Raw genomic sequence first — 23,812 nt, 5'->3', positions numbered from 1 at the left:
GCGGGGCATTACCCTGAATAGCAGACGACAAACACCCTCATTCCGTCGGTGAGGCAACCAGATTCCCGACAACGAAAGAGCCAGGACACATGTTCACTAGCATCGATCTCTTCGCAGGTGCCGGCGGCCTGTCGACGGGACTCACGCAAGCAGGCTTTCGCCCTCTATTTGCCTCTGAGCTTCATCCCACATACGCCGCAGCCTACGCGTTTAACCACCGGGAGACTGATGTCGTTGTTGACGACATCCGCCGAGTTGATGCGCACGAGGTACGTTCGCGGTTTGGACTCGATAGGGGCGATCTCGATTTACTGGCTGGAGGACCTCCCTGCCAAGGTTTCTCCATCAACGCTCCAATCCGCTCAAACAAGGATCCGCGCAATCATCTCTTTCGGGAGTTTCTTCGTTTCACCGAGGAATTTATGCCGCGCGCGATCCTTATCGAAAATGTTCCTGGATTGGTCTCGTTCGAGCGTGGAGGGACACTAACCGCGATCACCTCGTCACTCGAGCAATATGGCTACCACACGTCCGTGAAGATCTTGAGCGCGGCTTACCACGGCGTACCTCAGACACGGTGGCGCACAATCATCATCGGAACCCTCACTCCGCATAATGAGGCCACAGTGTGGCCGCAGCCGACACACTGCGCCCAGGTCAGAGCGAACTTTTCGCACAATTTCCACGGAAAAGACATTCTTGAGCAGCTTTCGGATGCCCCCTCTCAGGCAGCTACAACACTTCGCGACGCCATCTCCGATCTCCCGCGCTCGCCAAAACCCCTGAACTCACAGGATGCTATCGCCCAATACGATTCCGCTCCGACCTCCGTCTTCCAAAACCAGGTCCGCCGGGGAAGTACCGGCGTGTACAACCATTTCTCGAGCAACCTGTCGGGAATCAACCTTGAACGCCTGTCACACATCCCACCGGGCGGAAATTGGACAAATATCCCACACAACTTATTACCTGCTGGAATGCGGCGCGCCCGAAAGTCCGACCACACGAAACGCTACGGTCGACCGCGTTGGGGCGATCTTTCCGGAACGATTCTGACGAAGTGCGACCCGCACTGGGGAGCGTTCTTCCATCCCTCGGAGGATCGCGTATTTACGGTTCGCGAGGCCGCAAGGATTCAGTCGTTCCCCGACACGTACCACTTCACGGGTTCCTTAGCGGAGCAGTACGCAGAGGTTGGTAACGCCGTCCCCCCGATGCTTGCCCAAGCGATTGGCACGCAAATCGCAGCCCATCTTGGGAGCGCGTGATGGCAGGTTACATCCACGAGTTTTTCGGCTACCGATTCGACGACCACTCGGATGCATCTCTCAAAGCGGCTGAGAAACAGTTCTGTCCTTTCATTGGCGAGCTATGCACCAAGCCTCTCGGTCGAGATGGCGAGCGTTCCGGCGCTTGCACGATCAGGCAGTCTTCATCACCCACCCCCGTCATTTGTTGCCCTCATCGGCTGTACGCCGACGAGTACAAGGTGCTTCACATCATCGCTGAGAGGACCTTTGGCAGGAAACTGGCTCTCTACCCAGGTCGCCGAGCGCTTGCTCATGCGCTGGAAGAAGGCGGTGCTGTCGCCGTCTTTGGACACAAATGGGGGAAAGAACTCAAGCTGCCAAAGAGGGACGGGGTCGGGAGTTACTTCGCCGACTGGGTCCTCGCACGCATCGACGAACACGGAAAACTTGCGGAGTTTACCTCCGTCGAAGTTCAGACTATCGATACAACTGGGAACTACAGGGACTCTCGAAGCGCGCTCCTCAAGACTGAGCGCAGCATCGCCAAATCCACGGTGGGGTTGAACTGGGAGAACGTGTCAAAGCGCATTATTCCGCAGCTCATCTATAAGGGACAGATTCTGCAACGAGAAAGCCTGTGCCGATCTGGTCTCTGGTTTGTGACCCCAACACCGATCTATGAGCGTTTGCTCACGCGACTCGGGGGACCTGAGAATCTCGATTTCGGCTACGCGCCACAACCTGGTGCCCTTCATTTCCTCCGCTATGACTTTGCTGCGGATACGCAGGTTTCACCCGGTTCTCCGCTCCCCCTTGATGTGACGGGATACGACTGCACGACCGTTGAACGGGTGCAGGGCGCATTCAATCGCGTCCGCCTTCCTGAACCCGATGTCTACGGGTCTTCGCTCGAGAGCGCGTTATACAGCATGCGATAGGAGAGGACAGCCCATTGCCCTTCCAGCGGTCGCGGCGCGTCGGCGCACTGCACGTAACTCCACTCAACGCGCAAAAGGCTCGCCGCCCCTCGCAGGGGCGGCGAGCCTCGTCGATGAGAGTCAGGACCCCTGGATCGTGACCGACACGTCCTGCGTTGAGCCACCGCGAGCGATCGTCATGGTGACGGTGTCGCCGGCCTTGTAGCGGCGCACGTAGCCGACGAGCTGTTTCGGGCTGGTGACTTCCTGGCCTTCAACCTTGAGGATGACGTCACCGGAGCGCAGCCCGGCAGCGGCGGCACCGGAGCCGGAGGAGACCTCCTGAACCTCGGCACCCACATAGGTATCGGAGCCGACCGTGGCGGTGGCGGCCTTGACGGTGACGCCGAGCATGCCGTGGGAGGCAGAACCGGTCGCGATCAGTTGGTCGGCAACAGAGACGACCAGGTCGGAGGGGATCGCGAAGCCCAGGCCAATGGAGCCTGCCTGGCCGTCGGAGGACGTGGCGAGCGACTTGATCGAGGAGTTAATTCCGATCACCGCGCCGGTCGCGTCGAACAGCGGGCCGCCCGAGTTGCCAGGGTTGATGGAGGCGTCGATCTGAATGGCGTTGGTGACGACCAGGTCGGAGGACGCCTGCGTCTGGTCCTGGGAGGTGGAGTCCTCGTCCATGGAGACCTCAACGGGGCGGTTGAGTGCTGAGACGATGCCGGTCGTGACCGTGTTCGACAGGCCCAGGGGCGCGCCGATCGCCATGACGGGGGCGCCGACCTCGAGGTTCGCCGACGTCGCGAAGCGCGCGACGGTCAGGTCCGCGGGCGGGTTCTCCAGGCGAATAACGGCCAGGTCGGTGGTCTTGTCGTGGCCGACGACGCGTGCGGCGTAGAGGCGCCCGTCGGCGAGAGTCACTTGGATTTGGCCGCCGCCCAGGACGGAGGAGATGACGTGGTAGTTGGTGACGATGTCACCCTGTGCGTCGTAGATGACGCCTGATCCGGTGCTTCCCGTGGACGCGCTCTGTGTCGAAATCGTGACGACGACCGGGGAAACGGCGGAGGCGACAGCGGTCCAGTCGGTGGCGTCGGAGGAGGCCGGTACGGTCGCGACGGTGCCATTGTTGAGGTTGGTCGGCGTGGAGACGCGCAGCAGCTCGGGGCGCACGTAGAGCATCGCGCCCAGCGTCAGGACGATCGTCAGGAGCATCGCTCCGAGCAGGGCGACCCACCCGGGTCCCTTCTTCTTGACGATGACGACCGGGGCGGGGGCCGAGGTCGGGGCCGGGTACTCCGTCACCGGCTGGCCCGCGGGCGCGCCGTAGGTTCCGCCCGTGGGTGCGGAGTAGGTGCCGCCGGCCGCTGGGGTGTCCTGCGCGGAGGGGGCGGGGTTCTCCGTCGCCGGGGTTGCGGGCGGGATGTCGGGCGCCGCCGCGGCGCCGGAGGCGGGAATCTGAGACTCGTTCATGGTGTCCTCTGGTGTCAGTTCATAAGTTGTTCACCAGTATGCGTCGTTTCCTCCAAGGCGCACTGGAAGCTCCCTGTGAGTTCCCTGAAAACCGTGACCGCATCCACCGGCACGCCGCGCCCGTCAACACGCTGCGCCGCGCAGGGCCGCGTACAGGTGCGTGGCCCGTTCAACGGGCGCGTGGATGAGGCGGGGTCCCGCCGCGGGGGCGGCAAGGATAGAGGCGAGTTCCCTTGGGTGGGTGGCGCGCACGAAACCGACGCCGTAGGCGGCGGCGAGCGCCTCGTAGTTGACGCTCTGGGCGACGCCGAACCAGCGGTCGTAGGCCTCGGGGGTGGTGGCGCGGCCGTGTTCGAGAGTGGCGAAGATACCGCCGCCGGAGTCGTCGGCGAGGACGATGTCGAGCCTGGCTCCCGTGGCCGCGGCGAGCGCGAGGGAGGATGCGTCGTGGCACAGGGTCAGGTCACCCATGACGGCGGTGACGCGTGGGGCGGCGCCCTCCCACTCACCATCGACTGTGTCGACGCTGCCTTCATTCGACGAGGCCGTGACCACATTCGCCGTTTCTGTATAAGGGATGGACGTGGCGGTTTCCGAGGCCTCGTCGCGCCTTGCGAGGCCATGGGCGAGGGCCACGCCGACCGCGGTGGCGACGGTCCCGTCGATGCCGGCCTGGCCTCGGTTGGAGTACACGAGGCGCCCGGACAGGGAGGCGACGCCCAGGTCGAAGGCGCGCACGGGGTTGGAAGCGCCGAGCACGAGCGGGCCGGCCGTGGCCGAGGTGACGGCGCGTGCCAGGTCGATCATCGTGCGCCCGGACTCGCGGGCGAGGATCTGGTCGATGCGCGCCCCGGCGCCTGCGGAGAGGGCCTGCACGCGCGAGGCCCAGTCGGCGAGCCGTCCCGGCACCGGGTCCTCGGGGGCCTGAAGGTCGGCCACGACCGTGGTCGCGTTGCCGGAAGTGTCGACCCAGGGGGCGCAGGGGTCCACGACGATGACACGCACGTCGGGGCGTGCGAGAAGCGCGTGAATGGGCCGCGACAGGGTCGGGCGCCCCGTGAGGACGACGGTGTCGACCTGGCGCGCGAGGTCGGAGCAGACGACGGCCTGCTCGAAGGGGGTCACGCCCCCGAGGGCCCACGCTCCGGAGGCGGGCTCGGCCAGGAGGGGGAAACCCGAGGCCCGCGACCAGTGGGCGGCCCGCTGCGACGCGCCCTCACCCGCGACGATGAGACCGGCGGTCGCAGAACCGACCACGTCCTCCCAGCGCTCGGGCACAGGGGAGGCGGCGAGCACCCGGGTCGGGCGCGGGACGAACGAGGCCGGGGCCTCGTCCCCGGGGAGGCCGGCATCGCCGGGGACGGTCATCGAGGAGGAGGCGGGCGTGGCCGACGCGCGGGAGGCCGGTGATTGGGGCGTGAGGGGGTCGCGGAAGGCGACGTTGATCTGGACTGGGCCGGGCACGCCGGTGGGGGCACCGGTGGCGGCGGCGAACGCACGTGAGACCTGGCCGACCAGGGAGGGCGAGGGTTCCTGCGGTTCCAGCTCGACGCAGGCGCGCGCGTGCGCGGCGAAGAGGCGGGCCTGGTCGGTCGTCTGGGAGGCGCCGACGCCGCGGAGTTCGCCGGGGCGGTCGGCGCTCAGGACGATGAGGGGCAGGCGCGCGTGGGAGGCCTCGAGGACAGCGGGGGTGAGCTCGGCGACGGCCGTGCCGGAGGTGACGACGATGGCGGGCAGCGCTCCGCCTCGCGCGAGGCCGACCGCGAGAAAACCGGCTCCGCGTTCGTCGAGGACGGCGCGCGCGTGCCCGCTGAAGGAACCCGATTCGAGGGCGTAGGCGAAGGGCGCGCTGCGCGAACCGGGGCAGTACAGGACGTGGGTGACGCCCAGGGCGTCCAGGGTGGACAGGATCGCGCGCGCGGTATCGACGGAGGGCATGCGCCCAGCCTACCGGGCGCTTGCCTCCAGGTGCTCGGCCATACCTTCGAGGCGCATCCCCCACCGGGACGCGAGGTCGGAGTCGCCGGGGGTCCGGTCGATGAGTTCCTGGTCGGGTTCGAGGCGTCCCACGGGTAGTCGGCCGCGTTCGGGCACGAGGGGGGTGGTGACGTCGGCGACGAGCAACGAGGCCGTGGCTAGTCCGGCCGCACGAGGGATCCCCGGCACGGCGGCCGCCGCGGAGACGCCCACGGAGAGGCCCACGGAGGTTTCGAGCGCGGAGGAGACGACGACACCGAGTCCGCTCTTGCGTGCGACCCGCAGGGCGGATCGCACGCCTCCGAGGGGCGCGACCTTGATGATGACGACGTCCGCGGCCTCCTTGCGGGCCACGTCGAGGGGGTCTTCGGCGCGACGGATGGATTCGTCGGCGGCGATGGGCACGTCGACGCTGCGACGTACTTCGGCCAGTTCGTTCACCGTGAGGCATGGCTGTTCAACGTATTCGATGGGAACCACGCCCGCGGCCTCAGCCATCGTGGGAATAGCGGCGCGTGCCTCGTCGACTTCCCAGGCGCCGTTGGCGTCCAGGCGGATCATGGCTTGCCCTCCGACGGTGTCACGCAGGGCGTCGGCGACGGCGGCGATGCGCGCGCAGTCGCGGCTCACGCTCACACCGGGTTCGGCGACCTTGATTTTCGCGGTGGCGCACCCGCCGGAGACCTTGACTCGTTCGTAGGCTTCTTCGGGGGACACCACGGGGACCGTCACGTTTACGGGCACGTACTTGCGGCGAGGAACCGGCGGGAAGCGGCGCGCCGATTCGAGGGCGGCGGCCAGCCAGCGCGAGGATTCGACGTCATCGTAGTTCCAGAAGGGGGCGGCTTCGCCCCACCCTGCATGTCCATGGAGAAGGAGTCCTTCGCGGCGAGTCACGCCACGGAAGCGCGTGGTCATCGCTACCTTGTAAACCAAGATGTCGTCGACGCCTTCGAGGACGTAACGCGCCTGGCGGCTCAGCGTGCGCATGGGGATGCGCATGAGCGTGGCCTGCTGCGATGCGTTCATCAGACTCTCCTTACATGTCGGTAATATTGTCGCGCAACATTCCTTCTTCCTCAACTCGTTTACACTGACACCTGTTGGTTCGTTTTGAACTAACCATTGAGAAATGACAGACTCGCACGGAATGCCAAACGCCTGGAAAATAAGGTTATCTCACAGATCACAACGAATGTGACTAGTGAGCACTTGCCGCCTGTCTTTTCAGACAGCCCCCATGCCGTGCGGTTAGCTTGCCCGCACGTTGGGCACGCGCAGCCCCTGCACGCCGGGCGCGACGCAGCGCATCGACACACCCCACCCCCGCTCTCCCAACCACCGGAGATGGTTGGGATAGGGACAGACCCGTCCCGGCCTCGTCTACTAGAATCCGACACATGAGTGCTCTGCCCTTCGTCTCCGACACCTTCGACCCGAACCGCTGGCGCGAGGTCGAGGGCTTCGATTTCGCTGACATCACCTACCACCGTGGGATTTCGCGCGGCCCCGAGGCGGACGGACGCCCCAAGGGCCAGGACATGCCGGTGGTGCGCATCGCCTTCGATCGCCCCGACATTCGCAACGCCTTCCGCCCGGGCACGGTCGACGAGCTGTTCCGCGCGCTCGACCACGCGCGCCAGACTTCCCAGGTCGCGGCCGTCATCCTGACGGGCAACGGGCCGTCGGCGCGCGACGGCGGATACTCGTTCTGCTCGGGGGGCGACCAGAGGGTCCGAGGCCGGGACGGCTACCGTTACGAGGTCGAGGGCGCGGACCCGGAGGCTGCCACCGCGAAGCGCCGCGAGCAGATCGACCCGGCGCGCGCCGGACGCCTGCATATCCTGGAGGTCCAGCGCCTGATCCGCACGATGCCGAAGGTCGTCATCGCGGCGGTTCCCGGGTGGGCGGCGGGCGGCGGGCATTCGCTGAACGTGGTGGCGGACCTGTCGGTGGCGTCCATCGAGCACGCGGCCTTCATGCAGACGGACGCGAACGTGGGGTCCTTCGACGCCGGCTACGGCTCCGCGCTGCTGGCCCGCCAGGCCGGGGATAAGAGGGCGCGCCAGATCTTCTTCCTGGCCGAGCGCTACGACGCGCAGACTGCCGAGCGCTGGGGCGTCATCAACCGCGCTGTCCCGCATGCGCGGCTGGAGGAGACCGCGCTGGAGTGGGCGGCGACCATCGCGACGAAGTCCCCGCAGGCCATCCGTATGCTCAAGTTCGCCTTCAACCTGGCGGATGACGGGCTGGCTGGCCAGCAGGTCTTCGCGGGCGAGGCCACGCGCTTGGCCTACATGACGGCAGAGGCCCAGGAGGGGCGTGACGCCTTCCTCGAGCACCGCGCCCCCCGCTGGGAGGACTACCCCTACTACTACTGAGAGCCCAAGCGGTTGTCAGGTCTGGCTCGGGGCGAGGGTGATCCCGGTGATCGCTTCGTTACCGTTCTCGTCGTAGGACATGGTGCCACTACCCGTGTATGACTCGGCCATGCCGGGCGCCGGGTCCGGGAAACGCAGACTCTTAATCGTGAAGGTCGTCGGAGAGTCCATGGTCACACGAACGCCGTAGTAGTCGAGCTCGTGACGAAGGTCAGCCTGCTTGACTCTCGGTGGGGCGTTTGTGGTCGCGTCGGGGCACAGGTGCGATGAGCTTCCCTGCGTGTCGATACACTCCGTGATGAGCCCCACGAGATCGTATTCTGTTTGCTTTTCCAAGACGGTAGCGTCGAAGGCGAAGGGAGTAACCGTGACGGCACCGGCATGCGAGGGCAGAGCAGTGAATTGGGACTGGACCGCGCCGTGTTTGTCGTCCCGATACAGGAACATACCCTTGCCGGGCAACGAGCTCAGGCGCGCCTCGCTGCTGAATGAGCGCGCACCGATCTCATACTTCCCCGGGTAGAGGGTCAACGTGAGGGCCCGTCCTTTGACCGGCCACTCCGCCACGGGGTTAAAGGAAGCGATGGTAGCCCCGTTGAAGAGGACGTCGGTCGTGGCGCCGGGCAGCTCGACCGTCACCGTCTGCGCGAGGCTGGTGGCGATCGTCCAGGGTGCGTCGACGCTGTCTCGGCGCGCCACCATCTCAATACTCTCCTCACGCGCTGCCATCCCGACGCGAGGGATGCTCGTGACATCAAAGGTCGCAGTGAGCCTGTCCGCGGACATCTCCCCCTCGGACACCGACAAGGACACGAAGGTGCCGGCCGCAACCGCGAAGTCCTCCCCCGCATCGCTCAGCATCCAATTGGGGTCCGTAGAATCTGCGAGGCCATCCATCGCAGCCGCTTCGTCGATGCGTCCACTCAAGACGGCGTCACAGTAGGCGGACACGACGCTGGTGGCACCGGCGAGCGCCTCGTTATCCCTCTCCCGGTTGACGCGCTCCTCGTGGGAGCGCCACGCGAGCACAGACACCGCAGCACCGATGAAGACCACGACGGCCACCACGCTCGTCAACCAGTAGCGGCGGCGCGCGAAAAACACGGGAGGCTGGACAGACCAGCGCAGCCGCGCGCGCACCACACGCGCGTACAGGCGGTGATAAAGCTCCTTCGCCGTCATGACGCCTCTCTCCCTAGGAGCGAAAAACCTGACCGTTCCACATATTATCGAACGGCAGCACCCTCAGTAACCCACCACATCGCCAAGACCCAGGAGGAGCACGACGCCTACCCCAACCAACGCACCGCGCTTGAAGGATTCTCCCGACAACTGACGCCCCGGAATGTTCCGGTGCTTGCATCACCGAGAGCACCCTTGCTACCTTTCACCGTTGCACGCCCTGGGAGGATCCATGACACGCACCGAGACAGCAACGAACGACTCGTCGACGGAGTCGCCGTCGCGCCCGTCGCGGCGCAAACGCTGGGTTGCCGCCGCCTCGTGCGTGGGCCTCGTGACCGCCATCGCAGGAGGCGGATACTGGTGGCACTCAACGCGCGTTCCAAACCTGACGCGCGTCGAAGCGTGGACTCGCTATATCGAACTCATCGAAGGCGGCAAATACGACGAAGCGCTGTCGTATTCGCCATACCTTCAAGACCCCCACGACGATGGCGATTCCATTGAATTCCTGTCCGATGCTGCGCACGCGCACGCTCCCAGCACTATATCCATCGAGCCAGTCGATAACATCGATAACCCCTACTCGATCGAAGGGCACGTTTCCTTCAATGATGGAACAGACGTCTCAGCGCCGATCGTCACCTTTCTCTCACAGAAGGACAAGGCCAACGGCAAGCTCGGCTGGTGGCACATTGAAGATCCATCTTTCGGGACAACGACCAGCCTGCTTGAGCCGGATAACCTACGCAGTGTGCGGGTGGGGGATATATCGATCGACAACCCACAAGGCTGGCACTACCTTTTCCCCGGCAGCTACCGCATGGAAGCCACCCCCAAGAACCCCGACTACTGGACGATCAACTACGAGCACCCCCGGTTTACGTGCACCATCGACTTCGCTTACGACGGTGCGACGCCGACGATGGAGTGCGCCCCGGATAAATGATTCATGATGTGTACACGAAAATACGCCAGCACCCAGGGGCCACGCGCCCCTCAGGCGAGGTAAACGCGCGCCTCCCACGGCTCCAGGACTGCCGGGACTCCCCGATCGGCCTCGGGCAGGTCACGGTTGGAAAGAAGCAGCTCGCCGACCACCCCACGCGCCGCCTCGCCGAGAGACGCGGACTGTGAGGAAAGGTTAACGAAGACCGTTGCCACGGCCTCGCCGAGGGTGCGCCGGTAAGCGAAGACCGCAGGCGAAGGGGTCGCAATTCTCTCGAACATCCCGGAGGCGATCACCGGCAGGCAGTGGCGGACGTCCGCGAGCGCGCGATAGTAGGCGTACACGGAAGACGGGTCGCCGACCTGGGAGGCGGCGTTGATCTCCCGATAGTTCGGGGTGACGCCAATCCACGGGTCCCCCTCCGTGAAACCGGCGTGCTCGCTCGCGTCCCACTGGACGGGCGTGCGCGCGTTGTCGCGGCCGGTCGCGCGCATACCCGCCAGGACGGCCTCGGGGCTCTCCCCCGTCGCCACGGCCTCGCGGTAGTAGCGCAGCGCCTCAACATCACGGAAATCGTCGAGGCCATGGAAAACCCCGTTGGTCATGCCGAGCTCCTCGCCCTGGTACACGTAGGGGGTGCCACGCAGCATGTGCAGGGCGGTGGCCAGGGCGGTCGCCGACTCGTAGCGGTACGATTCGTCGCCGAAACGGCTGACGGCGCGCGGCTGGTCATGATTATCCAAGTAGAGGCTGTTCCAGCCGACCTCGCCCTGGGCCTCCTGCCAGGCGCTCAGGCAGTCGGCGAGCTCGCCGGGGCGCAGCGGGCGCGGGTGGAACTTCCCCGCTTCGAGGCCGAGGTCGACGTGGTCGAACTGGAACACCATGTCAAGTTCGCGCCGGGCCGGGTCCGTGAACAACAGGACGTTATCGCGGCGCACGCCCGGGCACTCCCCAACCGTCATAGTGCCGACGCGCCCATCGAATACCTCGCGTCGCATCTCGGCGAGGTATTCGTGCAGGTGCGGGCCTTGCGAGAAATGCGGGAAACCCTCGCCCCACGCGCGCCCCGGGTAGACGACGCCGTCGGGCAGGCCCGGATCCTTCGAGATCAGGTTGATGACGTCCATACGGAATCCGTCAACGCCACGGTCGAGCCACCAGTTCATCATGCGATAGACGGCGGCGCGCACGTCGGGGTTGTCCCAGTTCAGGTCGGGCTGCTTCTTGTGGAACAGGTGCAGGTAGTACTGGCCCGTAGCCTCGTCCCACGCCCAGGCCGAGCCGGAGAAGAAGGACCCCCAGTTGTTAGGCTGCGCCCCGGCCTCGCCTCCCACGCACCCGGGCCGAGGGTCACGCCAGATGTACCAGTCGCGCTTCGGGTTCTCCCGCGAGGAGCGCGACTCCACGAACCACGGGTTCTCGTCGGAGGAGTGGTTGACGACCAGGTCCATGACGAGGCGCATGCCCCGCTCGTGGACGCCCTCCAGCAGCCGGTCGAAGTCTGACAGCGTGCCGAACATGGGGTCGATGTCGTAGTAGTCGGCGATGTCGTAGCCGTTGTCCGCCTGCGGGGAGGCGTAGATCGGCGAGAGCCACAGGACATCCACGCCGAGGGCCTGCAGGTAGTCGAGCTTGGATCGGATCCCCTCGAGGTCCCCGAAGCCGTCGCCGTCGGAGTCCTTGAAGGAGCGCGGGTAGATCTGGTAGACGACCGCGCCCTTCCACCACTCGTCGGGACCCGGGCCGTTGCCTGCGGGGTTCAGAGCATCGCGAGAGAAGAACATGGAGCACCTGCCAAGAGTCGGGGAACGCACGCAGCCGCTAGCCCCGTGTCACTAGCGGCTTACTGTCAGCCATCAGCCGCAGACTACCGCGTCTCAGGGCCCGCGCCAAGTTCGCAGGCCGAGCAGCCACCAGCCGGGCAATTGCAACGACACGCCGACACAAGCGCCCTATGGTGTCCCCATAAATCTCGCACGTAATTCCCTTCCTTGAATCTTCAAGATCCGCCACAAACGTTGCAATTCCAACGATACAATTTCAGGATTCAAAAGGTTTACATGGAAATTGCGTGCGACATTGCGGGGGAACCACTCCAGCAGGTCCAGCACGGTGCACAACGCGCCACCCACAACGACCTCACACCGCGACGAGCGTCGAAATACCTTGATACATGCACATCCGGACAGGTAACGAACATCCGGATAGGTAACGAACATCCGGATAGGTTATTAAGCTATCCGGATACGCACAACCTATCCGGATACGCACAACCTATCCGCGAAACCGCAACCCATCTGTCTACGCATCACCGATCCGAGAACCATCAGTACGCCCAGCACCGCGCCCGCAGCTCTCACTGCCACGCAGCCAACCCCACAGCGACAGAGAGCGGGCCGGAACCTCTCGGTTCCGGCCCGCGATGCTCAGTGCCGACAATCAATAGTGCACGACCACCGTGTCGCCCATATCGGTCCAGTCGTAGATGAACTTCGCGGCGTCCACGGGCATGTTCACGCAGCCGTGGGAGCCACCGTAGCCGTTCCAACCGAAGGAGGAACGCCAGGGCGCGCCGTGCATCGCGTAGGAGCCGGTGAAGTAGGTGACCCACGGGACGCCTTCGGTTTCATACTTGCTACCGTCGGCGTTCTCGCCGCGCATGGTCTGCACATCGTACTTGAGGTAGACGTGGAAGGTGCCGGTCACGGTGGGCGTGTCGGGGGCGCCTGGGACCATGTAGAAGGGGCCGCCCGCAACTGTACCGCCGACGTACGCGGTGACCGTGGCTTCGGAGAGGTTAATGTCAACCCACTTCTCGCCTTCGGCTGCCTGATACGCCAGGTTTTCGACGCCTTCGGCGACCTGCTTGGTTTCGGAGCCGGACTCGACGTCGTCGTAGTGGAAGAGACCCTCGTAAGGGGTGCCAGCAGTCATAGCATCGACGACGCCCTTCGTGATCTCCTCAGCGTTGTTGGTTTTAAGACCCTTCTTGCCTTCACGGGCGGTGGTCAGAACATTGCCAGAGGAGTCGACGTTCTCGACGCGGTTTTCAGGCTTGACGTCGGTGGTGGCCGCCAGGGCGTTGACCCAGTCGGCGACCTTGACGGCATCGATGCTGGGTTCGTCGAGAGTACCGTCGTCCTTGGTGAGGAATTCGATCCAGTGGACTTTGTCGGAGCGCTCGGCGGTGAAGGTATCAATGCCGTCGGAGATGTCGATCTCTGTGTCGAGCATGTCGTTGGCTTTGTCCGCGGCGTCCTGGGCGTCTTCGGTGGTGATGGAGGGTTCCATCTGGGAGACGGAGAGGTCCTGGCTGACGGAGGTCAGGGTGGCGCCTGCCTGTTTGACGGCAGCGGCGATCTCGTCGGAGGAGACGCCGTTTCCGTTCTGCGAGGGCGTGACCGTGAATGATTCACCGTCTTGCGCGATGACGACCTGCGCGTCCTTCATTTCCGAGGTCAGGGTGGAGTTAACAGTTGCCGCGAGCTTCTTGATGGAGTCGTCGCTGACGGTCGTCACGGGTTCGACGGAGCGCGCTGAAAACATTGCGCGCACGAAGGCGGGAAGGGAGGTTGAGCCTTTCATAGCTTCGTCGGCGGTCGCGTCGGCATCAACCGTGACGCCCGCTTCGTTGAGCGAGGCCGTGGTGGCCATTCCATCAACGGTGAGGGTCACGTTCGTGGCGTCGGCTCGCGAGGTGACGGATGCGATGACCTGGTCACGGGTCATGCCATCAACGGCGGTCCCTGCGACCGTGGTGCCAGGCAGGACGCGACCGGAGTAGTTGGCCGCGTACACGATGACCGCACAGATCACGAGGAGGACGAGGGCGCATGCGGCGCCGATCGCCCATCTAGTTTTGGAGGATAGATTCTTGAACATCGCCGTTCATCCTATCGCCTCGCGTATCCTTGTGAAAGTAGGAGGTTGAATTTTCAGCTGCGTCCTTGGCCACATAAAAATGACCGAAATATCAAGATTTCATGCCTCAAACGTGATCAGTGCCGCCAACAGGCTCGCCACCTGCGAGAAGACAAACACTTATCCTTATAGTATCCGCGTTCGACGTCGATCTAGGGAGGCTCATCATGGCTGCACCGCGAATTCTTGTCGTACCTGGCGGCACAGCGATCAATGCCGTCGCGTTGGCTAACGCGTCCATCCACAAGCTCGTCGAGCTGCACGAAGAACGCACCGCCGACCCGAAGCACCCGGCACCGCGCACCGTTGTCTTTCTGCGCGATCCTGCGTCGGTTCCGCCGGGCACGCTACGCGACTGCGCGGCGACGCCCGAAGAGGCGTTTGCACCCGAAGAGTACCCCGGTCTCGCCGATCAGATCACAAACGATCCGCACTTTCTCGACGGCGTGGATCTCATCATCGCAACGTCAGGGTCGAGCGCGGGCAAGCCACGCCTCGTTGGACTGTCGATCGACGCCCTGATCGCCTCCGCCAGGGCTACCGAGCTGACGCTGGATGGCCCGGGACGGTGGATTCTCGCTCTGCCAACGCACCACATCGCAGGCGCAATGGTCCTGCTGCGCGCGGCTGTCGCGGGAACAAACCCGCAGGTCGTTGACACAACGGACGGCTTTGACCCCGACGCTCTGCTTCCCGCGATCGCGGGCGTGACGCAGGACGACATGCCGAGCTATCTCTCGCTCGTGCCCACACAGCTCGTCCAATGTTTGGAGGCCGGCGAGGAGATTATGAGCGCCCTTCGCTCCCTGTCAACAATCCTTGTGGGCGGCGCGGCTATCAGCCAGAGCCTGCTGCAGCGGGCACTGGATGCCGGCTTGAAAGTACGCACGACGTACGGCATGACGGAAACGTCGGGCGGCTGCGTCTACGACGGCGAACCCATGCCCGGCGTGACCGTTCGCGCGGTCGATTGGGATGGGCGCACGCGCCTGGCGTTCAACGGGCCGATCCTGATGACGCGCTACCTGGACGCGGACAGCCCATTCTTCGAGGAGGGCGGCCACCGTTGGCTTATCTCGGGCGACATGGGTTCTATCCGCGCCTCCGGTAAGGTTGAGGTGCATGGGCGCGCGGACGATGTCATTGTCTCCGGGGGCTTATCGATCGCTCCGGGGCCTGTGCGCCGCGCCGTGCGCTCCTACGAAAACATTTCTGACGCGTGGATGCTGGGGACCCCCGATGAGAAGTGGGGTCACATCGTAACGGCCCTCGTTATCCCTCGCCACATGCCGTCGGATTCACTGGAAATGGCGAAGCTGGGCAACGCGGTGCGCGACCACGCAGCCGCCCGCATCGGACGCGCTCAGGCGCCGCGCCGCGTCGTCGCGGTGGAATCTCTCCCCTATCTGGGTTTCGACAAGATCGACCGATCTGCTGCCGCGAAGGCCGCGAACGCGGCCGTGGGTACTGAGAGGGAGTGGGTTCGCTAGCCTACTGTCCGCTCCCGGCGCTCCGCCACTTACACTGGTAGCCATGGCTACCGTGACGGATTGGATTGAAGGCGCTCGCCTGCGCACCCTGCCTGCTGCCGCCGCACCCGTGATCGTCGGGTCGGCGGCAGCGCATTACCTGGGAGGGTTTGATGTGGGGCGTGCGTGCTTGGCGCTCGTGGTGGCATTGGCCCTGCAAGTGGGTGTCAACTATGCGAACGATTATTCGGACGGGATTCGCGGCACGGATGATAATCGCCAGGGGCCGGCGCGTCTGACGGGCGGTGGCCTCGCCAAGCCGAAGACGGTGCTGTCGGTCGCATTGGGGTGTTTTGCGTTGGCGGGTGTCGCGGGACTCACTCTGGTTGCGGTGTCGGGTACGTGGTGGCTGATCGCGGCGGGCGGCGCAGCGGTGGGAGCCGCGTGGTTCTATACGGGCGGCAAGCACCCCTACGCTTATATGGGGATCGGTCTGTCGGAGTTGATGGTGTTCGTATTCTTTGGTTTGCTGGCGTGCGTGGGGACGACATGGACGCAGGTGCAGGCGGCGCCGTGGTGGCTGTGGATGAGCGCGTCGGCGTTGGGTCTTCTGTCGGTGGCATTGCTGATGGCGAACAACATCCGTGATATTCCAACGGATCGGGTGTCGGGTAAGACGACGGCTGCCGTGCGTTTGGGCGAGCGCGCGTCGCGCTGGGTGTTTGCGGCCTGCGCGTGGGTGCCGGTAGGGATGATCGTGGCGCTCGGTGTTGCGATTGGCTTGCACCCGCTGGGAACGTGCGCATTGGGTGCGGGCGCGGCCAGTTGGGCGGTGGGGGTGAGTCTGCCTGTGTTGACTGGGGCATCGGGTCGGGCGTTGATCGTGGTCCTGCGCAATACGGGGTTTTTTACGCTCGCGTGGGCGCTTCTTGCTGCCCTGGCGCTGGTTCTCTCCTAGGGACGAGGCCGGGTCGGGTGTAGCACTGGGCACGGGGCGCTTGTCGCGCGCATTGACGAGGCCGGGGCGCGCTCTTCAGAAAGCGCTCCTCAGAAAGGGGGCGGGCGCTCGCTGAAAGGGGGTCAGCGTCCCTTGCGGTAGAGGTATTCGTGGGTCCAGTCGCCGAGGATGCCGGTGGTGGCGGCCCCGACGCAGACGAGGGCGATGGCGTGGAAGGAACCGGAAGCGAGCCAGGGAGTGAAGACGCCGATGCCGATGGCGGCGCTGCCTTGCATGGCCAGGTCGTTCATGGCGACGGCGCGACCGTTTTGGCCGGGGGCGACGGTGGCAAAAACGGTGTCGTAGATGGGGGTGAAGAGGGCACCGAAGCCGGCGTAGATGAGACACATGGAGGCGGTGATGATCCACGGGCCGGAACTCATGAAGAGGGCGAGCAGCGCGGTTCCGGCGAGGATGAGGCTGACGCATCCGCGCACGGTGGCTCCGCGTCCAATGCGGGCCATGACGGTCCCGGATGTCATCGCGGTGGTGAGGGCGACACAGTAGGCGGGCAGGAGCCGGATGGATACTTGCGCGGGATTCAGCCCATAGGTGAGGGCACCGATGCCGTTCATGAGGGGCGCGACCGTGAAGTTCATGCAGTAGATGATGACGATGAGGCTGACGGAGCGCGCCCAGGGGACGTTGGTGAAGAAGGAGCGGGTGATGAAGGGGGAGCGGGCGCGACCGATGTAGCGCCAGAAGATGACGCCGCCGAGGATGAGTCCGCCGATGAGCCACCAGCAGGGGTCGGAAGCGGCCAGGGTGAGCAGGAGAGCCAGGCCGGAAAAGATTGCGAGGCCGACGACGTCGACGCGACCGGCGCTGGCGCGGGCGGGGACGCGGCGCCCCATGATGGGCGCGAAGGCGAGTCCGCCGAGGGGGATGAGGAGCAGGAGCGCCCAGTTGACGTCGGCGAGGAGGCCCCCTGAAAGCATGCCGATGGCGGTTCCCCCCTGGAAGGCGGCGCACATGAGGCCGACGTAGAGGCTGCGGCGCTTGGGGTCAGCAATGCCGGTGGCGAGGATCATGTAGGCGGACGCGGCGGCTTGGTAGCCGAGGGTTTGGAGGGCGCGAGCAATGATGATGCCGACCAGGGAGGAGGAGAAGAGGAAACCGAGGAGGGAACCGGCGACGATGAGGGCGACGCCTGCGTCGACGATGCGGCGCAGAGGGATGAAGTCGCCGAGGGTGCCGTACAGGAAGCATGCGACGCCGAGGACGATGCCGGGGATGGCAGTGATCAGGCCGGACGCGTCGCCGGCGCCGATGTCGGCGGCGACGCGCAGGTAGACGAGGTTGAAGCCTTGCAGGGAGACGGTGCCGAGTGCGTAGATGCCGAGGAGGGGCAACAGGACGCGCGCGGCGTGGCCTGTTGGGGCCTGCATGGTGGCGGCCCCGCGCGTGGGGGACGAGGCCGTGGCCCCCGTCCGGATTACCTGGGAGGGGATGGTGGTGACGCGGCAGGAAGGGGCTGTCGGTCGCGTTGAAACGAGGTATCGAAGGCTACGCACGGCGAATAGTTCACCATAAAGCATCGTTTTAGCAGTATTGCAGGAAACTGGTTTAACAATTAAGTCACACTTAACTGTTGGGAACTCGCCGAAACTCGCCACTCCAACGCTGTATGTTCGCTCTGTGACATGACACAATGAAGCATCCCTCACATAGGAGATCTCATGGCACGCGTCATCGTTGTCGGTTCCATCAATCATGATGTGACTGTCACCGTCAACCGTTTCCCCAAGCCCGGAGAAACACTCTCAGGATCCTCGCTGACCTACGGCCTCGGCGGAAAAGGAGCCAACCAGGCAGCAGCCGCCGCGCGCTCCGGCGTCCCCACAGTCTTCATCGGCGCCGTCGGGACCGACCTAGCAGGACACCGCCTGCGCACAGACCTCGCCGCCCACGGGGTGGACACCTCATACCTACGCGAAGTGGATTCCCCCTCGGGAACCGCACTTATCACCGTGTCTGCCAACGGAGAAAACACGATCATCCTGGACGCAGGCGCAAACCGCGCGGCAACAATCGAACCAGCCAAAGCCTCGTTATTCCCCACCCCCTCGGACATCGTCGTCCTCCAAGCGGAGATTCCCGCCGAAGCGAACGCCGCCGCTCTCGCATGGGCACACTCCTTCGGCGCGCGCGTCCTCCTCAACCTAGCACCCGTGCGCGCAAGCGACCCGACGACGCTCTCACGGGTAGACATCCTGGTCGTCAACGAATCCGAAGCAGGACTGACACTCGGCTTACCCGCACCCGCAACCCCGCTCGAAGCGATCGGCGCGGCGCAAGCCCTGCGCGGCATGGGTCCGCGCCACGTGGTCGTGACGCTGGGCAGCAAAGGCACAGCATGGGCATCGGGCGCGCAGGCCCAACACTCCCCAGCGATCACCCTCGGACAAACCGTAGACACCACGGGCGCGGGCGACGCGTTCGTCGGCGCACTAGCGGCGGCACTGACGCTCGGCAAACCCTTCAGCGAAGCCATAACAGACGGCATGCGGGCAGGAGCCACAGCCATCCTCGCACCAGGCGCAGCCTCCTCCTACGCGGCACTACCGACGATCACGCGCAACTAAGAACAACGAATTGCCCGGGAAGCGAACGCGACCGCGTGAGACACCACACGCCCGTACACTAGGGACATGGCCAGGGTTTTCTTCTTCGTCGTCATGCTTGCGCTCACCATCTACGCGGCCGCAGACTGGCACCGCACGCCCGAAGACGAGATGCCCGGCAAGCTCCCCAAACCGATCTGGCTACTCATCATCCTCTTCACAGCGACGATCGCGGCCATCGGCCCGATCGTATGGCTAGTTCTGCGCTGGGTGTCGCGCGCCGAAAAAACGCAGCAAAGCCGCCCAACCAAGCCCTCTCACCCCATCGCGCCCGACGACGACCCCGAGTTCCTCTTCCGCCTCGAACGCGACATCCAACGCAAGCGCCGCGAAGAAGAGCGGCGCAAGCGCGAGCAAGGCGAAGACAACGACGAACCCCCGGCCAGCTAAGCCAGACAGCCCGACGCGACCCGCGCGAATCCACGAAGCCTCAGCACCATCCAACCAGGCGCCGACGCGTCACCGACGAAGATCAGCCGCCGAATCACCTGGCGTCATGTCCTGAGCCAGAGCGACGAGGTCCGCCGCCGGTTCCACGTAGGAAGTTCCCACGAGCGTGGCGCCGGAGAAAATAAACGACGTGATAGACGCGAGCGAACAGTGCCGCGACTGAGGCGAGTGCGCCAAAGGCTGACCATTAATGAAACGCGTCAGCGTCACGATCGGATTCTGATGGGAAACGAGCAAAGCCTCGCGCCCCCTGGCCTCACGCAGCGCTGCAGACAGCGCGGCACTCATCCGAGACGCGACATCGCGATAAGGCTCCCCCCAGGAGGGACGCAACGGATTGCAGTAATACTTGTAGTACTTCGGGTTGGCCAGCATCGCGCGATTCGAATTAACTGCAAGCCCCTCAAAGACGTTATCCGATTCAATGAGGCGCGGATCGGTAGCAATGCTCAGACCATAGGCGGCGGCAGTCGGCGCCGCCGTCAACTGGGCACGCAGCAAGGGCGAAGAGATGACGCGGGCAATATCCGCCCCCGAATCCACCAGATAAGCAGCACCGCGAGCCGCCATCTGATACCCCAGCTCCGTCAGCCCAAAACCAGGCAGCCTGCCGTACAGAACGCCGGTGGGATTGTCCACTTCTCCGTGACGCATGACGTGAATGATGGTGCGGTCCATAACAGACAAGTATAGGGGTCCACAGACACGAGAGGCCCGGCCATCTGGCCGGGCCTCCACTCGCTCACTTCTTATTGCGACGCTGGTGACGCGTCTTACGCAGGAGCTTGCGGTGCTTCTTCTTCGCCATGCGCTTGCGGCGCTTCTTGATGACGGAGCCCATGGGGTTCCTCCCTCGTAGTGTGGGCGGCAGAGGTACTACCGCTGATTGATGATGGGTGCCCGGAGCGGGCACATCGTGCCTATACTACCCGCCAATGACGCGAGACTGGCCACCGGAGTGATCCGCCATACCTGCCTGAATCATCTGAGCGACCGCAGCCTCTGGGACCCGGAAGCTCTTCCCGACGCGAATCGCGGGCATTTCCCCACTGTGAATCAACCGGTACACAGTCATTTTAGAGACGCGCATGATGTCCGCCACTTCCGTGACGGTCATAAAGCGCGGCGCCGACTGCTGTTCCATTAATGACTCCCAGTATGCTCGCGAGGCGCGCTAAACCCGTTCGTTCACCGCTTACGTAGCCTCACGAAATATACTACTGCCCAACCACATGGAAACTGCAACTTTATCCACGTTTGTTGCAGAGTCGTTAAGGAGCAGTGATGGCACGGCCACGCAAACGACACACCAGGCGGCCCAAGCCCCCTCGCCTACGCACCGAACCCAGCGCCACACGCTCCCTCATACGGAAACGATCCACGGCCTCGTCCCCTACGATTTCAGCTGAAAGCCTGAGTCCGCAGCCTTCCCCCATCGTTCGCCAGGTCCCCGGCGGCCCCAGCGGCCCACACCCGCAAGTCCCCACATCACACATCCAACGAATCCGCGCATGGCTCTCGAAGCAGGCACGCTACTCACCCGCCCGACTCGCCCTGAGCACCTTCGCGCTCATCATCGGGGTCATCACCCTCCTGCTCATGGCGCCCATCGCGTCCGCGACCGACACGTCCGCGCCCTTCGTCGACGTTCTCTTCACCGCCGTCTCCGCCGTCTGCGTGACAGGTCTCACAACAGTTGATACTGCGACCTACTGGTCCCCCTTCGGGCAGGCCGTCATCGCCGCCGGCATCGTCGTCGGCGGCCTCGGCGTCATGACACTCGCATCGATCCTCGGCTTCGCCGTCTCCCGACACCTCGGCCTCACCCAGCGCATGCTGGCCACGCAGGAAACCGGAACCGGGGCCATGGGCCAGATCTCCACGCTACTCAAAGCCGTCATCGCGACCTCACTGAGCATGCAAGCACTCCTAGCCATCATGTTCGCGCCACGCTTCCTCACGATGGGCATCAACCCCGCGCGCGCCATCTGGGACGCAGTCTTCATGGCGATCTCCGTATTCAACAACGCGGGCTTCGTAATCCTACCCGAAGGACTCACCCCACACGTCACCGACTGGTGGATACTGATCCCCATCATCCTGGGAACAACCGTGGGCGCAATCGGCTTCCCCGTCATCATGGACGTCTCCAAGAACCTACGCAGCCCGCGCCGGTGGCGCTTACACACGAAACTGACGCTGTCCACCTACCTGATCCTCGCCTTCATCGGCGCCCTCACCCTGGCACTGACCGAATGGCACAATCCTGCGACGTTGGGAGCCATCGACACCCCGTCAAAAATCCTCAACGCCATGCTCGCCGGCGTCAACTCGCGATCCTCTGGCCTGTCCGCCCTCGACGTGGGCGCGATGCACTCTCAGACCCACTTCATTCAGGACATACTCATGATGATCGGCGGAGGCTCCGCCTCCACCGCGGGCGGCGTGAAGGTAACGACCTTCGCTGTACTGGTCCTGGCCGTCATCGCCGAAGCCCGAGGCGACCGCGACATCGAGACGTTCGGGCGACGCATCCCCACCTCAACCGTGCGTCTGGCGGTCGCCGTCTCCCTGCTAGGCCTCGCGATGGTAGCCATGTCCGTCGTCCTCCTCATGTCAATGACAGACCATTCCCTCGACATCATCCTATTCGAAACCGTCTCCGCATTCGCCACGGTCGGCCTGTCCACAGGCATCACACCCAACCTGCCGGTGGCCGCAAAGTACGTGCTCATCGCTCTCATGTTCGCGGGACGCACCGGGTCGATGACCGTCGCAGCCGCACTCGCACTACGCGAACGTTCCCGCGTCATCCGCATGCCTGAAGAACAACCGATCATCGGCTAAGGCACACCGCTCCCGGGCCGCTTCCAAAGAGCGAAACGACTTTTATCGCGCCTTCCCCTCTGCTAGTCTGTGCCTCACCTGGGCATGCCCGCGCAAAGGAGACACATCATGGAGGACAACCGCCTCGACATCACACGAGCACAATGGAAGGGATGGATTGATCTCATTACGCGCGACGGAGATGGGATCGTCGCGCAGCTCAACAGTGCCGCCGCGGAAATTAAGGCCGCGGCAGACGGCCAAACATCGGAAAAATGGAGCAGCCTGCAGGGTCCCGCGACCTTCGGTAGAACCTACAAGGAATACCTCAACGCCGAATACAAGGCCCTGACGCAAATGGCTCAGAACGCCTCCGATGTCGCCCAGCACCTGGACACCGCCCTCCAGCAGATCTCCAACACCGACTCCGTCTCGGAAACACAACTGAACACAACGATCGCCGGCCTCACGACGTCCCTTTCTGGAATCGACGCCGTCTACGAGTCAGAGGAGTCGAAAGCGTACTGGAAGCAATATCCAGGAGATGTTCTGTCCGCAAATAGAAGGCGGCCCCCACGCTACTAAGCGAACCCGCGAAGCCACTACAGCTACCGGCACACAGGAGGAGATTCATGACAAAGACAACGCTGCTGCGCACGCTGGCATGCGTGGTCGGGGTGCTCGCCTGCGTCACTGGTGTCGCCTCACCCAGTAACGCAGCACGTACGCCCGTTCCTGTTCCCTCGGCCCCCGTCAGCAACGCGCCTGACACGCCCCTCTTACCGGGTCGCGAGGTCAAGATCACTGCGTCCCTGACGTACGGCGCCAGCGATGACCTCGGAGATTTCGTCAGCGTTAGCAAACTGGGCATGACCCTGGTGAGTATCTATCCGAGTTCCGAGATCACCATGGACGAATGCAAAACGCTGACAGACACCTTCTGGTCGGGAAGCGCTCCCAACTACCACAGCACAGCTGAGTACCAGAGCGGCATTTGCACCCTCACTGCCGACTACGCCTACGATGCACGCCACGCCTTCTATTCTCTCGACGAGGACGGACGATTCCAGGCGCGCGCGCCCATGGAATACCTGAACCAGATCGCCTCCGCCTTCGAAACCGCACACTTCACGCGATTCGAATATCGGCTGACGGATATAAGGAACGCCCAGTGCAACGCCAGCCCGTCCTATTCGGAGCTCGACAAGCTTCTGATTGACAACGTCCACATGACAACCTGCGTGTGGAACACCGAAGAGGGGGCCACCATCCCCACCACGGATGACCCCCTCGTCGAGGCCGATGCCGAACAAGCCTTTTATGAGTCCGAAGACGGCACCGTCGGCCCGTTCACCGACCTGACGCTCCCCGTCAACCCCTTCACTCT

21 protein-coding genes are annotated in these 23,812 nt (G+C 64.2%); 11 read left to right on the top strand and 10 right to left on the bottom strand.

Annotated features, from left to right (window positions below):
* The first annotated feature begins 89 nt into the window (after positions 1 to 89).
* Together RYL44_RS00565 and RYL44_RS00560 are read left to right on the top strand one after the other, a co-directional pair.
* Positions 90 to 1,268 carry a DNA cytosine methyltransferase gene (locus tag RYL44_RS00565; protein ID WP_314974766.1) on the top strand — a complete coding sequence of 393 codons (1,179 nt, stop codon included), beginning with the start codon at positions 90 to 92 and terminating at the stop codon, positions 1,266 to 1,268.
* Positions 1,268 to 2,188 (top strand): NotI family restriction endonuclease, encoded by a 921-nt coding sequence (locus tag RYL44_RS00560; protein WP_314974765.1) that lies wholly within the window; start codon positions 1,268 to 1,270, stop codon positions 2,186 to 2,188. The genes RYL44_RS00565 and RYL44_RS00560 overlap by 1 nt, the downstream gene beginning before the upstream one ends.
* Before the next feature lie 120 nt (positions 2,189 to 2,308).
* Here RYL44_RS00560 and RYL44_RS00555 read toward each other — a convergent pair whose 3' ends face one another.
* The 3 genes from RYL44_RS00555 to RYL44_RS00545 form a co-directional block, all read right to left on the bottom strand.
* Entirely contained in the window at positions 2,309 to 3,649 is a 1,341-nt protein-coding gene (locus RYL44_RS00555; RefSeq protein ID WP_314974764.1) for a S1C family serine protease, read from the bottom strand.
* Between the two features lie 123 nt (positions 3,650 to 3,772).
* The gene (menD, locus tag RYL44_RS00550) at positions 3,773 to 5,587 is read right to left on the bottom strand and encodes a 2-succinyl-5-enolpyruvyl-6-hydroxy-3-cyclohexene-1-carboxylic-acid synthase (protein WP_314974763.1); all 1,815 of its coding nucleotides are present in this window, start codon (positions 5,585 to 5,587) and stop codon (positions 3,773 to 3,775) included.
* A 9-nt stretch (positions 5,588 to 5,596) separates the two neighbouring features.
* Positions 5,597 to 6,655 (bottom strand): o-succinylbenzoate synthase, encoded by a 1,059-nt coding sequence (locus RYL44_RS00545; protein ID WP_314805935.1) that lies wholly within the window; start codon positions 6,653 to 6,655, stop codon positions 5,597 to 5,599.
* Positions 6,656 to 7,026: 371 nt separating this feature from the next.
* On the opposite strand from RYL44_RS00545, the gene RYL44_RS00540 reads away from it, so the two are divergent.
* Entirely contained in the window at positions 7,027 to 8,007 is a 981-nt protein-coding gene (locus tag RYL44_RS00540; RefSeq protein WP_314974762.1) for a 1,4-dihydroxy-2-naphthoyl-CoA synthase, read from the top strand.
* Between the two features lie 15 nt (positions 8,008 to 8,022).
* Here the strand turns inward: RYL44_RS00540 and RYL44_RS00535 are convergent, their stop codons facing one another.
* A complete protein-coding gene (locus RYL44_RS00535) occupies positions 8,023 to 9,189 on the bottom strand; it encodes a hypothetical protein (RefSeq protein ID WP_314974761.1) in 1,167 nt (388 codons plus the stop codon).
* A 232-nt stretch (positions 9,190 to 9,421) separates the two neighbouring features.
* On the opposite strand from RYL44_RS00535, the gene RYL44_RS00530 reads away from it, so the two are divergent.
* Positions 9,422 to 10,138 carry a hypothetical protein gene (locus RYL44_RS00530; RefSeq protein WP_314974760.1) on the top strand — a complete coding sequence of 239 codons (717 nt, stop codon included), beginning with the start codon at positions 9,422 to 9,424 and terminating at the stop codon, positions 10,136 to 10,138.
* Between the two features lie 50 nt (positions 10,139 to 10,188).
* Here the strand turns inward: RYL44_RS00530 and RYL44_RS00525 are convergent, their stop codons facing one another.
* Positions 10,189 to 11,922, bottom strand: a complete 1,734-nt coding sequence (locus tag RYL44_RS00525; protein ID WP_314974759.1) for a glycoside hydrolase family 13 protein — start codon at positions 11,920 to 11,922, stop codon at positions 10,189 to 10,191.
* A gap of 655 nt (positions 11,923 to 12,577) precedes the next feature.
* Positions 12,578 to 14,020 (bottom strand): L,D-transpeptidase family protein, encoded by a 1,443-nt coding sequence (locus RYL44_RS00520; protein ID WP_314974758.1) that lies wholly within the window; start codon positions 14,018 to 14,020, stop codon positions 12,578 to 12,580.
* A gap of 206 nt (positions 14,021 to 14,226) precedes the next feature.
* Between RYL44_RS00520 and RYL44_RS00515 the strand changes: the two genes are divergently transcribed.
* A complete protein-coding gene (locus RYL44_RS00515) occupies positions 14,227 to 15,549 on the top strand; it encodes an AMP-binding protein (RefSeq protein WP_314974757.1) in 1,323 nt (440 codons plus the stop codon).
* 43 nt (positions 15,550 to 15,592) lie between these two features.
* On the top strand, positions 15,593 to 16,486 hold the full coding sequence (locus RYL44_RS00510; protein WP_314974756.1) for a 1,4-dihydroxy-2-naphthoate polyprenyltransferase: 894 nt from the start codon (positions 15,593 to 15,595) through the stop codon (positions 16,484 to 16,486).
* A gap of 122 nt (positions 16,487 to 16,608) precedes the next feature.
* Here RYL44_RS00510 and RYL44_RS00505 read toward each other — a convergent pair whose 3' ends face one another.
* Positions 16,609 to 18,039 (bottom strand): MFS transporter, encoded by a 1,431-nt coding sequence (locus RYL44_RS00505; protein WP_314974755.1) that lies wholly within the window; start codon positions 18,037 to 18,039, stop codon positions 16,609 to 16,611.
* A 165-nt stretch (positions 18,040 to 18,204) separates the two neighbouring features.
* Between RYL44_RS00505 and RYL44_RS00500 the strand changes: the two genes are divergently transcribed.
* Positions 18,205 to 19,110: a ribokinase gene (locus RYL44_RS00500; protein ID WP_073982624.1), complete on the top strand. Its 906-nt coding sequence runs from the start codon at positions 18,205 to 18,207 to the stop codon at positions 19,108 to 19,110.
* A 66-nt stretch (positions 19,111 to 19,176) separates the two neighbouring features.
* Positions 19,177 to 19,539: a phospholipase gene (locus tag RYL44_RS00495; RefSeq protein WP_314974754.1), complete on the top strand. Its 363-nt coding sequence runs from the start codon at positions 19,177 to 19,179 to the stop codon at positions 19,537 to 19,539.
* A gap of 69 nt (positions 19,540 to 19,608) precedes the next feature.
* On the opposite strand, the gene RYL44_RS00490 is transcribed toward RYL44_RS00495, so the two are convergent.
* The 3 genes from RYL44_RS00490 to RYL44_RS00480 form a co-directional block, all read right to left on the bottom strand.
* Entirely contained in the window at positions 19,609 to 20,277 is a 669-nt protein-coding gene (locus RYL44_RS00490) for a histidine phosphatase family protein (RefSeq protein WP_314974753.1), read from the bottom strand.
* Positions 20,278 to 20,341: 64 nt separating this feature from the next.
* Positions 20,342 to 20,440: a 30S ribosomal protein bS22 gene (locus RYL44_RS00485; RefSeq protein WP_003792170.1), complete on the bottom strand. Its 99-nt coding sequence runs from the start codon at positions 20,438 to 20,440 to the stop codon at positions 20,342 to 20,344.
* 84 nt (positions 20,441 to 20,524) lie between these two features.
* A complete protein-coding gene (locus tag RYL44_RS00480; RefSeq protein ID WP_073982607.1) occupies positions 20,525 to 20,743 on the bottom strand; it encodes a helix-turn-helix domain-containing protein in 219 nt (72 codons plus the stop codon).
* A gap of 140 nt (positions 20,744 to 20,883) precedes the next feature.
* Between RYL44_RS00480 and RYL44_RS00475 the strand changes: the two genes are divergently transcribed.
* The 3 genes from RYL44_RS00475 to RYL44_RS00465 form a co-directional block, all read left to right on the top strand.
* Positions 20,884 to 22,446 (top strand): TrkH family potassium uptake protein, encoded by a 1,563-nt coding sequence (locus tag RYL44_RS00475; RefSeq protein WP_314974752.1) that lies wholly within the window; start codon positions 20,884 to 20,886, stop codon positions 22,444 to 22,446.
* Between the two features lie 108 nt (positions 22,447 to 22,554).
* A complete protein-coding gene (locus RYL44_RS00470) occupies positions 22,555 to 23,010 on the top strand; it encodes a hypothetical protein (protein ID WP_073982605.1) in 456 nt (151 codons plus the stop codon).
* A 47-nt stretch (positions 23,011 to 23,057) separates the two neighbouring features.
* On the top strand, positions 23,058 to 23,812 hold a 755-nt coding region (locus RYL44_RS00465; protein ID WP_314974751.1), incomplete at its 3' end, for a hypothetical protein.

This window comes from Actinomyces bouchesdurhonensis (assembly GCF_963540955.1).
Taxonomy (GTDB): domain Bacteria; phylum Actinomycetota; class Actinomycetes; order Actinomycetales; family Actinomycetaceae; genus Pauljensenia; species Pauljensenia bouchesdurhonensis.
Note: the sequence above shows the minus strand (reverse complement) of the source record. Positions and strands in the feature narration are given on the sequence as shown.